This is a genomic window from Mycobacterium marinum (assembly GCF_003391395.1).
Classification (GTDB): domain Bacteria; phylum Actinomycetota; class Actinomycetes; order Mycobacteriales; family Mycobacteriaceae; genus Mycobacterium; species Mycobacterium marinum.
Genome location: NZ_CP024190.1, coordinates 1,581,891 through 1,596,559, shown reverse-complemented (window position 1 = coordinate 1,596,559; position 14,669 = coordinate 1,581,891). Strand labels below are relative to the sequence as shown.

At 65.4% G+C, this 14,669-nt stretch carries 12 protein-coding genes and 1 tRNA gene; 6 read left to right on the top strand and 7 right to left on the bottom strand.

Translation table 11 applies throughout. From position 1 onward, the window contains the following. Positions 1-111: 111 nt before the first annotated feature. The gene (locus tag CCUG20998_RS06675) at positions 112-486 is read right to left on the bottom strand and encodes an FKBP-type peptidyl-prolyl cis-trans isomerase (RefSeq protein ID WP_012393240.1); all 375 of its coding nucleotides are present in this window, start codon (positions 484-486) and stop codon (positions 112-114) included. A gap of 292 nt (positions 487-778) precedes the next feature. Beyond that, positions 779-855, bottom strand: a tRNA-Met gene (locus tag CCUG20998_RS06670). Positions 856-1,083: 228 nt separating this feature from the next. On the opposite strand from CCUG20998_RS06670, the gene CCUG20998_RS06665 reads away from it, so the two are divergent. Further along, positions 1,084-2,097 (top strand): TIGR03617 family F420-dependent LLM class oxidoreductase, encoded by a 1,014-nt coding sequence (locus CCUG20998_RS06665; RefSeq protein WP_020732199.1) that lies wholly within the window; start codon positions 1,084-1,086, stop codon positions 2,095-2,097. A gap of 117 nt (positions 2,098-2,214) precedes the next feature. Here the strand turns inward: CCUG20998_RS06665 and CCUG20998_RS06660 are convergent, their stop codons facing one another. Together CCUG20998_RS06660 and CCUG20998_RS06655 are read right to left on the bottom strand one after the other, a co-directional pair. Continuing rightward, positions 2,215-5,202 carry a UPF0182 family protein gene (locus tag CCUG20998_RS06660; RefSeq protein WP_020732198.1) on the bottom strand — a complete coding sequence of 996 codons (2,988 nt, stop codon included), beginning with the start codon at positions 5,200-5,202 and terminating at the stop codon, positions 2,215-2,217. Between the two features lie 121 nt (positions 5,203-5,323). After that, positions 5,324-6,346 carry a YlbL family protein gene (locus CCUG20998_RS06655; RefSeq protein WP_036457405.1) on the bottom strand — a complete coding sequence of 341 codons (1,023 nt, stop codon included), beginning with the start codon at positions 6,344-6,346 and terminating at the stop codon, positions 5,324-5,326. A gap of 96 nt (positions 6,347-6,442) precedes the next feature. On the opposite strand from CCUG20998_RS06655, the gene CCUG20998_RS06650 reads away from it, so the two are divergent. Both CCUG20998_RS06650 and CCUG20998_RS06645 read left to right on the top strand, forming a co-directional pair. Next, positions 6,443-7,843 carry a zinc-dependent metalloprotease gene (locus CCUG20998_RS06650; protein ID WP_020732196.1) on the top strand — a complete coding sequence of 467 codons (1,401 nt, stop codon included), beginning with the start codon at positions 6,443-6,445 and terminating at the stop codon, positions 7,841-7,843. A 38-nt stretch (positions 7,844-7,881) separates the two neighbouring features. Beyond that, on the top strand, positions 7,882-8,721 hold the full coding sequence (locus CCUG20998_RS06645) for a TOMM precursor leader peptide-binding protein (RefSeq protein WP_020732195.1): 840 nt from the start codon (positions 7,882-7,884) through the stop codon (positions 8,719-8,721). 19 nt (positions 8,722-8,740) lie between these two features. Here the strand turns inward: CCUG20998_RS06645 and CCUG20998_RS06640 are convergent, their stop codons facing one another. Continuing rightward, on the bottom strand, positions 8,741-8,914 hold the full coding sequence (locus tag CCUG20998_RS06640; RefSeq protein WP_012393233.1) for a hypothetical protein: 174 nt from the start codon (positions 8,912-8,914) through the stop codon (positions 8,741-8,743). 191 nt (positions 8,915-9,105) lie between these two features. Here CCUG20998_RS06640 and CCUG20998_RS06635 point away from each other — a divergent pair, with 191 nt between their 5' ends. Next, a complete protein-coding gene (locus tag CCUG20998_RS06635; protein WP_012393232.1) occupies positions 9,106-10,449 on the top strand; it encodes a macrolide-binding ATPase MABP-1 in 1,344 nt (447 codons plus the stop codon). Between the two features lie 102 nt (positions 10,450-10,551). Here CCUG20998_RS06635 and CCUG20998_RS06630 read toward each other — a convergent pair whose 3' ends face one another. Both CCUG20998_RS06630 and CCUG20998_RS06625 read right to left on the bottom strand, forming a co-directional pair. Beyond that, positions 10,552-10,815, bottom strand: a complete 264-nt coding sequence (locus tag CCUG20998_RS06630; RefSeq protein WP_036451446.1) for a WhiB family transcriptional regulator — start codon at positions 10,813-10,815, stop codon at positions 10,552-10,554. Between the two features lie 431 nt (positions 10,816-11,246). Next, positions 11,247-13,346 carry an ATP-dependent DNA helicase UvrD2 gene (locus CCUG20998_RS06625; protein ID WP_172607116.1) on the bottom strand — a complete coding sequence of 700 codons (2,100 nt, stop codon included), beginning with the start codon at positions 13,344-13,346 and terminating at the stop codon, positions 11,247-11,249. Between the two features lie 155 nt (positions 13,347-13,501). Between CCUG20998_RS06625 and mrx1 the strand changes: the two genes are divergently transcribed. Continuing rightward, positions 13,502-13,756 carry a mycoredoxin Mrx1 gene (mrx1, locus tag CCUG20998_RS06620; RefSeq protein WP_012393229.1) on the top strand — a complete coding sequence of 85 codons (255 nt, stop codon included), beginning with the start codon at positions 13,502-13,504 and terminating at the stop codon, positions 13,754-13,756. A 217-nt stretch (positions 13,757-13,973) separates the two neighbouring features. Continuing rightward, positions 13,974-14,666, top strand: coding sequence for a sensor domain-containing protein (locus CCUG20998_RS06615; RefSeq protein ID WP_036457401.1), 693 nt, complete (start codon positions 13,974-13,976; stop codon positions 14,664-14,666). Positions 14,667-14,669 lie beyond the last annotated feature (3 nt).

The window sequence follows — 14,669 nt, the reverse complement described above, 5'->3', positions numbered from 1 at the left end:
CCCCGGAGTCTCCTCCGAGGGCCATCTTCGCTGGTAGCGAGGACCGAATTCGAACCTGCGGCCGCTGGGCTAGCGGCCAGGGGCTTTCGAATGTTCGCCTGGTCTCATTTGCTATCTGACATCGAGCAGGTCCACCACGAAGATCAGCGACTCGCCGGGCTTGATGACGCCTCCGGCGCCACGGTCGCCGTAAGCGAGGTGGGCGGGGATATGCAGCTGTCGGCGGCCGCCGACCTTCATGCCCTGCACGCCTTGGTCCCAACCCTGGATGACCTGGCCGACGCCGAGTTTGAACATCAACGGGTCACCGCGGTTGTAGGAAGCGTCGAACTCCTCGCCGGTGGAGTGGGCCACCCCGACGTAGTGCACGACCACCGTCTTGCCGGAGGTGGCCTCCGCACCGTCACCCTCCACGACGTCGGTGATGACCAGGTCGGTGGGCGGCTCCCCGCCGGGAAAGTCGATCTCAGGCTTCTTTGCAGTCATGCCCACCACACTGGCAGATGGTCGCCGGTGGACTTGCCGGCGGGTGCCGTCGCGAGTTGCTCTGGCGCGGGAGACGCGCGGTTGCACTCGCTCAATATGCAAACAAGCTGATCAAACGCATCGGCTGCACACCTACCGAAACCGCGTCCCCAAACCGTCAAACAGCAACCGGAACCCAAACGTCAAGCATGAACCGGAATCGCACAACCCGTTAGCGACCCTAATGTTCCCAAAAGTGTTCCCATCGGGCATGAAAATGGCTCCCGGAGAGTCCTCCGGGAGCCATTTCACCTGGTAGCGGGGACAGGATTCGAACCTGCGACCTCTGGGTTATGAGCCCAGCGAGCTACCGAGCTGCTCCACCCCGCGTTGGTGAATGCAAGGTTACCGAACACGTACGGGGCTCTCCAAATCGCACGCTCAGCGGCCCGCGCGGCCCGAAAACGCCTGGAAACGCGGCGCCGTCGGCGCCCAGCACCGAACAAACAATCCGGCCCGCAGCAAGACGGCCCGACGGCGACGCTCAACTGGGCGTCTTGGGCGCTACCGCCCGCGGCGCCATCGCCAGCGACGGCTTCGCGGGCATACTGTGACGGCGTGCACATCGATGTGATGACGATCCCGCAACCATTGGCTCAGATCGGCGATCTGGCCCGTCGCACCCAGGCCGCGGGGTTCTCCGGTCTGCTGTTCACCGAAACCGGCCGCACGGCCTATCTCAACGCCGCTATCGCCTCACAGGCCGCGCCCGGCCTGGAGCTGTCCACCGGTGTGGCGGTGGCCTTTCCCCGCAGTCCGTTCGTCACCGCGGCCACGGCCTGGGAGCTGCAGGAGGCGACGGGCGGAAAGTTCCGGCTCGGTCTGGGCACCCAGGTACGCACCCACGTGGTGCGGCGCTACGGCATGGCCTTCGAACGCCCCGGCCCGCGCCTGCGCGACTACGTGCTCGCCGTCAAGGCGTGTTTCTCCGCCTTCCGCACGGGGACGCTGGACCACCATGGCGACTTCTACGATCTCGACTTCATCACCCCCCAATGGAGCGCGGGCCCCATCGATGCCCCCGACCCCAAAGTCGATATCGCAGCGGTGAATCCATGGATGCTGCGGATGGCGGGCGAGGTGGCCGACGGGGTACACATCCACCCGCTCGGCGAGCTTGGCTACCTCACCCGCCATGTCGTGCCCAACGTCGCCAAGGGCGCCGCGAAAGCCGGGCGCTCACCGGCGGACATCGCCGTCATCGTGCCGGTGATGACCATCGTCGGCGACAGTGACGAGGAGCGTGCGATCGAACGCGAGTCGGTGCGCGCCAGCATGGCCTTCTACGGAAGCACGCCCAATTACGCGTTCATCTGGGACGAGGCCGGGTTCGAGGGGACCACCGCGCGGATTCGGGAAAAGCAGAAAGCCGGGGATTTCCCCGCCATGATGGCCCAGATCTCCGATGAGCACATCGATGCCTTTGCCACCGACTCCAGCTGGGATGGGCTGGCCGATGCGCTGATCGACAAATACGGGGGCATCGCCACCCGCCTGGTGATGTACAACGCCCTGGGCGACCCTGGGCGATTCGAGCGCTACGGCGAAGTGGCCCGCCGCATGCATGGGTAACGACAACCACCACGTCGGCCACGGCCAGCACGAGCGTGCGCAAAATGCCGGCCCAAGCGGCGTGTCAGTGCACAGACACGCACGCTCGCGGCGACAAGGGCAAGCCCCAGCTCGCCCCTACTGGGTGTTGTTGAACTTCGTGATGGCGTCGTCCAACCGTTGCAGCGCTGCCCCGTAGGCGGCGAAGTCGCCCTTCTTCTGCGCATCACGCGCCGCGCCGATGGCCGACTGAATCTCCTTCATGGCCGCGGCCTTGGCCGGTGACAGCGTCACCGACGCCTCGGGAGCCGGCGGCACCGCTGTGGGCGGTGATGGCGGTGTTCCCGGTGACGCCTCTGGCGAGGGCGCGTTGTTGGGCGGCAGATTGGCGGGTGCTCCGCCCTCGGTGGGCTGGATTCCGGTGGCGGCATCACCCGCACCCGGCCCGAACAGCCCGTTGAGCGCATCGCGCACGGTGGGGCCGTAGCCGATCTTGTCGTTGTACATCATCGCCACCCGGATCAGGCGCGGGTACGACGAGGCCGCGTCGCTGGCACCCGGGGATGCATACACCGGTTCCACGTAGAGCAGCCCGCCCTGGCCCACCGGGAGGGTCAGCAAGTTGCCCCAGCGGATGCGGTTCTGGTTATCTCGCCCGATCACACCCAGGTCCTGGGACACCGCCGGGTCGGTGGTGATCGCGTTATTGGCCAGTTTGGGACCGTTCACCTGCCCCGGGATGGTCAATACGGTGATCTTTCCGTACGTCGCGGGATCCGAGCTGGCGCTGATGTAGGCGGCCAGATAGTCGCGCTTGAACCTGTTCATCGCGCTGATCAGCTGATATGACGCCGAATTGTCATTCTTCGCAATGTTTTTCGCGACGATGTAGTACGGCGGCTGATAGCTGCTGGCGGTCGGGTTCGGGTCCAGCGGCACGTCCCAGAAATCCGAGGTGGAGAAGAAGGTCACCGGGTCATTGACGTGGTACTTGGCCAGCAGCATGCGCTGCACCTTGAACAGGTCTTCGGGGTAGCGCAGGTGCGCGGCGAGCTCGGGGCTGATGTCACCCTTGGGCTTGACCGTCCCGGGGAAGACCTGCATCCAGGCTTTGAGCACCGGATCCTGCTCGTCCTGCTGGTACAGCGTGACGGTGCCGTCGTAGGCGTCGACGGTGGCCTTCACCGAGTTGCGGATGTAGGAGACCTGCTTGTCCGGGAGCAGCCGGTTAAAGGCGACCTCGTTGGAGTCCGCGGTCGCCGACGACAGCGAGGTCAGCTGCGAGTACGGGTAGTTGTCCAAGGTGGTGTAGCCGTCGAGGATCCACACCATCCGCTTGTTGACGATCGCCGGGTAGACCGCGCTGTCGGTGGTCAGCCACGGCGCCACCGCCTCCACCCGCTGCGCGGGATCACGGTTGAACAGGATCTTGCTGTTGGAGCCGATCACGTTGGAGAACAGGAAGTTACGCTCGGCGAACTTGGCCGCGAACACGGTGCGGGAGATCCAGCTGCCGACCGACACTCCCCCACTTCCGGTGTAGGTGTAGTTCTTGGTGTCCGCACTGGTCTCGTAGTCGTATTCCCGGTCGGCACCGGTCTTGCCCACGATCGCGTAGTCGGCGGGGGTGTTGGAGATGACCGGCCCGTAGTAGATCCGCGGCTGATCCAGCGGCGCCGGACCGTCGGACACGACGGTGCCGTTGGCGCCCACGACGTTAACCAGGAACTCGGGGTAACCGCCGTTTTGGTTCGGGTCGTTGGCGATGCCCCGAACGGTGTTGGCCGGCGAGGCGATGAATCCGTTGCCGTGGGTGTACACGGTGTGCCGGTTGATCCAGTCCCGCTGGTTGTCGATCAGCCGGTCCGGGTTGAGTTCGCGCGCCGCGACCACGTAGTCACGCAGGTTGTTGTTGCGGTCGAAGTAGCGGTCGATCGACAACTGGTCGGGGAAATAGTAGAAGTTCTTGCCCTGCTGGAACTGGGTGAACGCCGGGCTGACGATCGTCGGGTCGAGCAGCCGGATGTTGGAGGTGGTGGCGCGGTCGGCGGCGACCTGCTGTGCGGTCGCTTCGCCGTCGCCGGTGTAGTTGCGATACGTCACCACATTCGACGTCAGCCCATAGGCTTGCCGCGTTGCCGTGATACTTCGGCTGATGTATTCGCTTTCCTTCTGCGCCGCATTGGGTTTGACGCTGATCTGCTCGACGATCATCGGCCAGGCGGCGCCGACGATCAGCGACGAGAGCAGCAACAGCACCAAACCGATGGCGGGGATCCGCAAGTCGCGCAGCACGATCGCCGAGAACACCGCCGCCGCGCAGATGACGGCGATGGCCATCAGAATCAGCTTCGCCGGCAACACGGCATTGATGTCGGTGTATCCGGCACCGGTGAACGGTTTGCCGCCGCGGGTGTGCGACAGCAGCTCATAGCGGTCCAACCAGTAGGCGACCGCTTTGAGCAGCACCAGCACCCCGACCAGGCTGACCAACTGAATGCGCGCCGAGCGGCTCAGGGCGCCGCTGCGGCCGGTCAACCGGATGCCGCCGAACAGGTAGTGCGACACCACGTTGGCCACAAACGCCAGGAAGATCGCGACAAACAAGTAGCTGAGCAGCAGCCGGTAGAAGGGCAACTCGAAGGCGTAGAAGCCGAGGTCTTTGCCGAACTGCGGGTCGGTGATCCCGAAGTCACCGCCATGCAAGAACAGCTGGATCCGAACCCAGTAGCTCTGGGCGACAATCCCGGCCAACAGGCCGATCGCCGCCGGTATCCCGATCCCGAACAGCCGCAGCCGAGCCAGTACGACGGTGCGATAGCGCGCCACCGGATCGTTGTCGGTGTTCGGCACGAAAACCGGGCGGGTGCGGTAGGCCAGCGCCAGCCCGGCGAAGACAATGCCTCCGACCAGCACTCCGGCCACCAGAAAGACCAGGAATCGGGTGACCAGCACGGTGGTGAACACCGAGCGATAGCCAAGCTCGCCGAACCACAGCCAGTCGACGTAGGTGTCGATCAGACGCGGACCCGCCAACAACAGCGCGATCACACCCAAAGCGATCAAGATCAAAACCCGGCTGCGCCGAGTCAGCTTCGGCATCCTTGCGGTGGGCCGCATCCCCACTAGCTACGCTCCCTGCTCGGTTTGGCTGGCGCCGTTTTGAAGGCCGTCGTTCCACGAGACGTTTCCCGACCGGCTGCTAGAGATTTGTCTAGACGGTCACAACTCTACGCACCCCCGGGTGCTAGCAACTCGGCGTCGCAGTCCCCGCGGTCATGGCGTGCAACGCGTCCACCGCTTGGCCCAGCGTTTCGACCTTCACCAACCGCAGGCCGCTGGGCGTATCAGAGGCCGCCTCGTAGCAGTTTTTGGCCGGCACCAGGAATACCGAGGCACCAGCGGCCCGGGCGGCCGCCATCTTGTGGGTGATGCCGCCGATGGGGCCTACCTTGCCGTCGGCGGTGATCGTTCCGGTGCCGGCCACGAAGGTTGAACCGACCAGGTCGCCGGTGGTCAGTTTGTCCACCACGGCCAGACTGAACATCAACCCGGCCGAGGGGCCGCCCACGTTGGCGAGGTGGAAATCGACCACGAACGGCGCCCACGGCGCATCGAGCACCGCGACGCCCATGAAGCCGTAGTCGCGATCCTTGTTGGTGCCCAGCGTGATCTGCGCGACGCCCGGCGCCTCGTTCTTCCGGCGGAAATCGATCACCACGACATCGCCGGGCTTGGTCTCCTTCAAGATCGAGGTGAACTGCTCGACATTGGCCACCGCGGTGCCGTTGACCGCGTCGATGGCATCGCCGGCCTTCAACTTGCCCGCGGACGGACCGGGCTCGCTCACGGTGGCCACCGTCACCGCGTCGGGGTACTTCAGGTACTCCAGGGCCGCGTACTCGGCGCTTTCCTCGGAGTTCTTGAAATCCGCACTGTTGGCGTTGTCGACCTCTTCGCGCGACTTACCCGGCGGATACACCAGGTCGCGCGGCACCAGCTGCTCTTGCCCGGACAACCACAGGGTTAGGGCCTCACCCAGGCTCAGCCCATCGCGTTGCGACACGGTCGTCATATTGAGGTGACCCGTTGTCGGGTGCGTTTGGGTACCTTCGATCTGGACAACCTGCTTGCCGTCGACCTCGCCGAGGGTGTCGAAGGTGGGGCCGGGGCCCAGTGACACAAACGGCACCGTCACCACCGCTAGCAGCACCCCGAACACCACAATCGGTACCAGCGCCACCATCAACGTCAATATCCGCCTGTTCACGCCGCATACACTAGACGGACTTAGCAGGTGCCGGTTCAGCTACAAGCATGACGGTGCCTCGCGCTTTCTGTTCCCCTGGTAGGTACCGTTGGGGTTATGGCTGACCTGCCTTTCGGCTTCTCCTCCGGAGACGACCCCCGCGACGATCGATCTGGGCGCGACAAGCCCGGTAACAACGATCCCGAGTCTGGGTCGGACGCCAACCCGCTGGGCGCCTTCGGCATCGGCGGGGATTTTGGCATGGCCGATCTGGGCCAGATCTTCACCCGCCTGGGCGAAATGTTCGGCGGCGTCGGCAGCGCCATGACCTCGGGCCAGAGCTCGGGCCCGGTCAACTACCAGCTGGCCCGGCAAGTCGCCGCCAGCTCGATCGGCTTCATCGCGCCCATCCCCGACGCGACCAACTCTGCTATCTCCGATGCGGTACACCTGGCTGAGACCTGGCTCAACGGGGCGACCTCGCTGCCCGCCGGTACCGCCAAGGCGGTGGGCTGGAGCCCCACCGACTGGGTCGACAACACCATGGACGTCTGGAAGCGGCTGTGCGATCCCATGGCCCAGCAGATCTCGTCGGTGTGGGCATCCTCGCTGCCGGAGGAAGCCAAGAGCATGGCCGGACCGCTGCTGTCGATGATGTCGCAGATGGGCGGCATGGCGTTCGGTTCGCAGCTGGGCCAGGCGTTGGGCCGGTTGTCCCGTGAGGTGCTGACCTCCACCGACATCGGTCTGCCGTTGGGCCCCAAGGGCGTGGCGGCGATCCTTCCCGAGGCCGTCGAATCGTTTGCCTCCGGCCTCGAACAGCCGCGCAGCGAGATCATGACCTTCCTGGCCGCCCGGGAGGCGGCGCATCATCGTCTGTTCAGCCATGTTCCCTGGCTGTCCAGCCAGTTGCTGGGCGCGGTCGAGGCCTACGCGGCGGGCATGAAGATCGACATGAGCGGCATCGAGGAGTTGGCCCGCGACTTCAACCCGGCCACGCTGGGCGATCCGGCGGCCATGGAGCAGTTGTTGAGCCAAGGGGTGTTCGAGCCGCAGGCAACCCCGGCGCAGACCCAGGCGCTCGAGCGTCTGGAAACACTGCTGGCCTTGATCGAAGGCTGGGTCCAGACCGTGGTGACCGATGCACTCGGTGACCGGATTCCGGGCACCGCCGCGCTCAGCGAGACACTTCGTCGCCGCCGGGCCAGTGGCGGGCCCGCCGAGCAGACCTTCACGACACTGGTCGGTTTGGAACTTCGGCCCCGCAAACTGCGCGAGGCCGCGGCCCTATGGGACCGGCTGACTCAGGGCGCCGGTATCGACGCGCGCGACGCGGTCTGGCAGCACCCCGACCTGCTGCCCTCCATCGAGGACCTCGATGACCCGGCGGCATTCATCGATCGGACCATCGGGGGCGACACCTCCGGTATCGACGAGGCACTTTCCGACCTGAAAGCCGAGCTCGACCGCGACATGCGCAACCGGGAGGACCCGGGCTCCGGTCCTGTGGATAACTGAGCGGGGTCTGCCCGGCCGGCCTGGCACAGTCTCGGGTCATGCCCGCCTTGTACTCGCTGGATCCGGCGATGCCGGTGCTGCTGCGTCCCGACGGTGCGGTGCAGGTGGGCTGGGATCCGCAACGGGCCGTGCTGATCCGCCCGCCAGAGGGGCTGACGACGACGGCGGTCGCCGAACTGCTGCGGTCCATGCGATCACCGATACCGATCACCGAACTGCAACGCCACGCCACCGGCCGCGGATGGGTGCCCGGTGACGTGGCCAACCTGGTCAGCCAACTGGTCGGCGCCGGCGTCGCGACCCGCCGGCACCGGGATCGGACCGGCCGAACGGCGTCAATCCGGATCCACGGCCGCGGGCCGTTGTCCGACCTGCTGGTGCAGGCGCTGCGTTGCTCGGGGGCACGAATCGGCCAAAGCAGTCAGCCACACGCGGCGGTCACCCGCAGCGCCGTGGATCTGGTGGTGTTGTCCGACAACCTGGTGGCCGAGCCGCGCCTGGTACGCGACCTGCAAAGGGAGGGCATCGCGCACCTGCCGGTTCGGGTTCGCGACGGCACCGGGCTGGTCGGACCGTTGGTGATTCCCGGTGTGACCAGCTGCCTGCGGTGCGCCGACTTACATCGCAGCGACCGCGACCCGGCCTGGCCGGCCATCGCAGCGCAGCTTCGTGACACCGTGGGGGTGGCCGATCGGGCCACCGTGCTGGCAACAGCGGCGCTGGCGCTGCGCCAAGTCAACGGTGTGATCGCCGCGGTCCGAGATCAGGAAAACCCGTCCGATCCGCCGTCGGCGCTCAATGCCACGCTGGAATTCGACCTCGAGGCGGGCTCCGTCGTGGCGCGGTATTGGGCCAGGCACCCGTTGTGCTCGTGCTGACTCCGGCCCCGCGGGCCTGCTAGCCCAGGCGCCCCTGCTCGGGAACGTTGGTGGAGATCGCCGCATACGCCCTGGCCAAGTCGTCCAGTACGCCCTCGGTCAAGGTGCAATCTTTGCGGTGCTTGTCCAACGTTTCGATGATCGCCCTGAACAGGGCATCTGCGGCCTCGTGCTGCGTCTGTTTTGCTGACATGGCTTCTCGGGGTCCACCCTCCGGACGTGGGTTTCGATGAGTCACACCATTGCGACCTGCAAGAGATTACATATGCGCTGCTGATCGCGCCGGTCTCGACGCAACGTCAGCGCTGGGACGGCGGCACCAATTGCGATTGAATCAATTGAAATCAGTTGTAGCCAGATCAATACCCTGCGCACAGGTCCATAATGGATGATGGGGGTGTGTCGGACATCAAACGCGGCCGGGCCGCGCGCAACGCAAAGCTGGCCAGCATTCCGGTCGGCTTTGCTGGCAGGGCAGCGCTAGGGGTCGGCAAGCGACTGGCCGGCAAGTCAAAAGACGAGGTCAACGCCGAGCTGATGGAGAAGGCGGCCAACCAGCTCTTCACGGTCTTGGGTGAGCTCAAGGGCGGAGCGATGAAAGTCGGACAGGCGTTGTCCGTGATGGAAGCGGCCATTCCCGAGCAATTTGGCGAACCGTACCGCGAGGCACTGACCAAGCTACAAAAAGACGCACCACCGTTGCCGGCGGCCAAGGTGCACCGAGTGCTGGACGCGCAGCTGGGCACTAAATGGCGCGACCGGTTCGGCTCGTTCGACGACACCCCGGTCGCTTCGGCGAGCATCGGCCAGGTGCACAAGGCGATCTGGTCGGATGGCCGGGAAGTGGCGGTCAAGATCCAATACCCCGGCGCCGATGAGGCGTTGAAGGCCGATCTGAAGACGATGCAGCGAATGGTCGGTGTCTTCAAGCAACTCTCGCCGGGTGCCGACGTGCAGGGCGTCGTCGACGAGCTGATCGAGCGGACCGAAATGGAGCTCGACTACCGGCTCGAAGCCGATAACCAGCGTGCCTTCGCCAAGGCCTACGCGGGTCACCCACGCTTCCTGGTACCGCACATCGTGGCCAGTGCGCCAAAGGTGGTGATCCAGGAGTGGATCGACGGCGTGCCGATGTCGCAGATCATCCGCAACGGGACCCAGCAGGAGCGCGACCTCATGGGCACGCTGCTGCTCGAGCTCACCTTCGACGCGCCGCGGCGGCTGGAGATGCTGCACGGCGATGCGCACCCGGGAAACTTCATGCTGCTGCCCGACGGTCGGATGGGAGTCATCGACTTCGGCGCGGTGGCGCCCATGCCCGGCGGCTACCCCATCGAGCTCGGGATGACCATTCGGTTGGCTCGTGACAAGAACTATGACCTGCTGTTGCCGACGATGGAGAAAGCCGGGCTCATCCAGCGGGGTCAACAGGTCTCGGTGCGAGAGATCGACGAGATGCTGCGCCAGTACGTCGAACCCATCCAGGTCGAGGTCTTCCACTACACGCGTAGGTGGCTGCAGCGGATGACCGTGAGCCAGATTGACCGCTCGGTCGCGCAGATCAAAGCGGCTCGGCAAATGGATCTGCCGCCCAAGCTGGCCATTCCGATGCGTGTCATCGCGTCGGTGGCCGCCATTTTGTGCCAGCTGGATGCGCATGTGCCGATCAAGGCGCTGTCCGAAGAGCTGATCCCCGGTTTTGCCGAGCCCGATACCGCCGCGGTCTGAGCGGGCGCCCGGGCCGCGGGATCCGGGTTCCGCGTAAGGATCGCCAGGGTGCGGCCATCGAGAATCGGTGCGATGGCCGCGCCCCGGCGATTCGGGCGGTTGCTAGGCGGCAACCTTGGGCGGACGCCCGCGCGGGCGCTTGCGGTTCACTATCGAGCCACGCTCGAAGATCTCGCCACCCCATACTCCCCACGGCTCGGCGCGTTCAAGCGCAGCGGCCAAGCACTGGGGGCGAATCGGGCAGCTCGCGCAGAGTTCCTTGGCCTGCTCGAGATCGGCCGGGGTCTCGGCGAACCACAAGTCCGGATTACCGACATGACAGGGCAACACCGGCAGCGTCTGTCTAGGGACGGTCAGTGCCGACATGTCCATGCTCACCTGCTTCCTGGTCTAGGGGCTTTCGTTCGAAGTGATCCGGACCAGGCGGCGGGCTGTTGACCCAAAAAAAAAATTGGCCACGGATCCTGGTGACTGAGGTCCGTGGCCACTTGGGCGAAAATCGGGCTTACGTAGTGCCTACGTTGGGCTCCGATCCACGGACGAGTCAGTCGCGGCGGCGACGCGGTGCTTACCCGCTGCCGCCGGGATGGCGGTGCGGGTGGCATGACGGGCGGCCGGGTACCACACGGCGGCAGCCACGCCTACACCGAACGTATTCATGTTCATCATCGTGGCCGCCTCCTTTCGTGTTGCTCGCCGCCATGCCAGCGTTCAGTGCCGGCACCTATAAGCCTGTTAGAGGTTAAACCGTCGCGGCCGAACATCACAACCGATTTTTTGACCAGCGGTTTTGCCGCTTACCGTGCTTGGCGCACCAGCTCGAGCACATCGGCCCCGTACTGCTCCAGCTTTCGGGCGCCAATGCCTGGTATCGCGATCAGGGATGCATCATCGGCGGGAAGCAGCTCGGCGATCGCGATGAGCGTGTTGTCGGTGAAGACGACGTAGGCGGGCACGTTCTGTTCCTTGGCGGTGTTGAGCCGCCAGGACTTGAGCTGCAGCAGCAATTCCTCATTGACGTCGCCGGCACACGTTTCGCACCGGCGCAGCATCACGGCGGCCGGCGTGGTCAGCTCCTTGTTGCAGATCCGGCAGCGCACTGGGCCGCGGTTGCGCCGGTTCTTGGCCGGCCCCGGATCGGCACGCGTCTGCGGCGCAATGCCGTTGAGAAAGCGCGACGGCTTGCGACCCTGACGCCCGCCCGGGGACCGGGCCAGCGCCCAGGTCAGCGCCAAATGCACTCGGGCCCTGGTGACTCCGACATAAAGCAGCCGGCGTTCCTCTTCGACTTGTTCGCTCTCGGGGCCATGCGCCAACGCGTGCGAGATCGGCAGCGTGCCGTCGGCCAAGCCAACGAGGAACACCGCGTCCCACTCCAGACCCTTGGCCGCGTGCAGTGAGGCGAGGGTGACGCCCTGCACCACCGGTGGATGGCGTGCGTCGGCGCGCGCTCGAAGCTCGGCGAGCAATCCGGCAAGCTGCAGGTGCGGTCGCTGCGCCACCTCGTCGTCGACCAGTTGCGCCAATGCGCTCAGCGCCTCCCAGCGCTCCCGGGCCCGGGTCCCGGCGGGTTCTTCGGCGGTCAGCCCTAGGGGTTCCAGGACCGTGCGGACCACGTCGGGCAACGCTGCCTCGACATCGCGCTCCGCCGCACGCTGCAGGGCCACCATCGCCTGCTTGACCTCTTGGCGGTTGAAGAATCCCTCGCCGCCACGCACCTGGTAGGCGATACCGGCCTCGGTCAAGGCTTCTTCGTAGACCTCGGACTGCGCATTGACGCGGTAGAGGATGGCGATCTCGCATGCGGGAGTTCCGGATTGGATCAGTCGGGCGATCGACGCCGCCACCGCGGTGGCTTCGGCGACCTCGTCGGGATATTCATCAAACGACGGAGCCGGGCCGGGCGCGCGCTGGCCGGTCAGCTGCAGCCGGCTACCGGCAACCCGGCCGCGGGCCGCCGCGATCACCCGGTTGGCCAACGAGACCACCTGCGGAGTGGACCGGTAGTCGCGCTCCAGACGCACCAGGGTGGCGTCGGGAAATCGGCGGGAAAAGTCGAGCAGGAATCGAGGCGATGCCCCGGTAAACGAATAGATGGTCTGGTTGGCATCACCGACGACTGTCAGGTCGTCGCGATCTCCCAACCAGGCCAACAGGACTCGTTGCTGCAGCGGAGTGACATCCTGGTATTCGTCGACGACAAAGCAGCGGTACCGGTCCCGGAATTCCTGGGCCACCGCAGCGTCGTTTTCGATGGCGGCCGCGGTATGCAGCAGCAGATCGTCGAAATCGAGCAGGGTGAGGCTCTCATCGCGCACCTTGAGTGACTCGTATTCGGCGTAGACGGCCGCGATCTGCGCGGCGTCCAACGGAGTATCTCGGGATGCGGCGGCCACCGCCGCCGGGTATTGCTCGGGGGTGATCAGCGATGCCTTGGCCCACTCGATCTCGCCGGCCAGGTCGCGCACGTTATCACTGCTGGCGTTGAGCCTGGCACGGCCGGCCGCGCGGGCAACGACGGCAAACTTGCTGTCCAATAGCTGCCAGCCGATATCGCCGACGACGCGCGGCCAGAAGTATCGCAGCTGGCGGTGCGCGGCCGCGTGAAACGTCAGCGCCTGGACGGCACCGACACCGGAGCTTGTCTGTGCCGCGGCATCCAGCCCTCGCAACCGGGCGCGCATCTCCCCCGCCGCCCGCTGCGTGAATGTCACCGCGAGTACCTGGCCGGCGGCGACATGGCCGCTCGCGACCAACTGAGCAATCCGATGCGTGATGGTGCGCGTCTTGCCGGTTCCGGCCCCGGCGAGCACGCAGACGGGTCCGCGGGGCGCGAGCACGGCTTCGCGTTGCTCGTCGTCCAGCCCGGCGGTCAGTGGCTGTGCGAGCGTCGGCATGGTCTCCATCTTGACAGTGCGGGCTGACAATCCGGGGGCCCCGCCACGCCGCCAGGCGCGGCCGGCACCCTGCCGGACGCCTCTACCCTAAGCCGTCCGCCGCTGATCAGCCCTGCCGCGCGCACCCCCCGATCACCGGGCTACGTTTACGTCCCATGACCAATGCTGCGCTCACCATCTACACAACTTCATGGTGTGGTTATTGTCTTCGGCTCAAGACGGCCCTAAAAGCCGAAGGAATCGCCTACGATGAGATCGACATTGAACGCGAACCTGCCGCAGGGGATTTCGTAGGCTCGGTCAACGGGGGCAACCGGACCGTTCCGACAGTGAAGTTCGCAGACGGCTCGACGCTGACCAACCCCAGCGCCCGGGAGGTCAAGAAAAAAATGGCCGACATTGGCGGCTAGCTAATTGGGGACCGCGCACTCACGGCGCGTTTCCGACACAGCTTGTCGCCCAATGCATGGGTGCCCGACAAAGAATGCAGCCGCCCGTACGATGGCCATTATGTCGTCGAGTACCGGTGACTCGCCGGTACAGCAACGCCAACTCCGACCGCGGACAGCAGTCCGCAGAAAACGGCTATCAACGATGAGGCCAGACGGCTCAACCCGAACGACAGCGATGCGTTTCGCAGGCTGGCGCAAGTGGCAGACGGTCTTTCGTGCCGCGTTCAACCGTCGCAACAGGTCGGCTTTCATCGTCTGCATTGCGGTGTTGGCGATTTCAGCCTGCTCGCATCAGAGCACCACAGCCAAGCCCAGCACCACCACTTCTGTACCCCCCAGCGGCGCCGACGCATTGATCATCAGCGTCGAGGAAGTGCGTCGCATTGCTAACTACGAAGAACTGACCGCACACGCGCACGCAGACTTGCGCCATCCACCGCCGGGTGACCTGAGCGCGCCGGGACCCTGCCGGGCGGCCGGAACCAGTGACCTCACCTTTGCCAGCGGATGGCTGGAATTTCGTAGCGCGGGCTACAGCGGGGTCACCGACGACATCGATCCCGGCGGAAAGGCCTTGATTGACTCGGTCAGTCAGGCGGTAGCCATCTACCCGGACGAGCACGCGGCTCGCAATGCACTCGATCAGCTCGAAACGTCCCTGACGACGTGTGTGGCAATGCACGACCCCAATTACGAATTCGACGTGGACAAGTCGGATCCCACCACGCTGAGGATCACCGACGAAGGGTGGAGCCACCTGTATCGGGCCAAGAATTCGGTTCTAATATCCGTTGGCGTATTGGGCATCGAACCCGCCGAGCGGATCGCGAATGCGGTGCTCGAAGCCATTAGTGATCGAGTCACATAGCGC

Excerpts from the sequence above, each read along its gene's own strand:
- CCUG20998_RS06675 (WP_012393240.1), bottom strand. The coding sequence starts at position 486 with ATGACTGCAAAGAAGCCTGAGATCGACTTTCCCGGCGGGGAGCCGCCC.
- CCUG20998_RS06650 (WP_020732196.1), top strand. The coding sequence starts at position 6,443 with ATGGCTGACCTGCCTTTCGGCTTCTCCTCCGGAGACGACCCCCGCGAC.
- CCUG20998_RS06645 (WP_020732195.1), top strand. The coding sequence starts at position 7,882 with ATGCCCGCCTTGTACTCGCTGGATCCGGCGATGCCGGTGCTGCTGCGT.
- CCUG20998_RS06640 (WP_012393233.1), bottom strand. The coding sequence starts at position 8,914 with ATGTCAGCAAAACAGACGCAGCACGAGGCCGCAGATGCCCTGTTCAGG.
- CCUG20998_RS06635 (WP_012393232.1), top strand. The coding sequence starts at position 9,106 with ATGGATGATGGGGGTGTGTCGGACATCAAACGCGGCCGGGCCGCGCGC.
- CCUG20998_RS06630 (WP_036451446.1), bottom strand. The coding sequence starts at position 10,815 with ATGTCGGCACTGACCGTCCCTAGACAGACGCTGCCGGTGTTGCCCTGT.
- CCUG20998_RS06625 (WP_172607116.1), bottom strand. The coding sequence starts at position 13,346 with ATGCCGACGCTCGCACAGCCACTGACCGCCGGGCTGGACGACGAGCAA.
- mrx1 (WP_012393229.1), top strand. The coding sequence starts at position 13,502 with ATGACCAATGCTGCGCTCACCATCTACACAACTTCATGGTGTGGTTAT.
- CCUG20998_RS06615 (WP_036457401.1), top strand. The coding sequence starts at position 13,974 with ATGCGTTTCGCAGGCTGGCGCAAGTGGCAGACGGTCTTTCGTGCCGCG.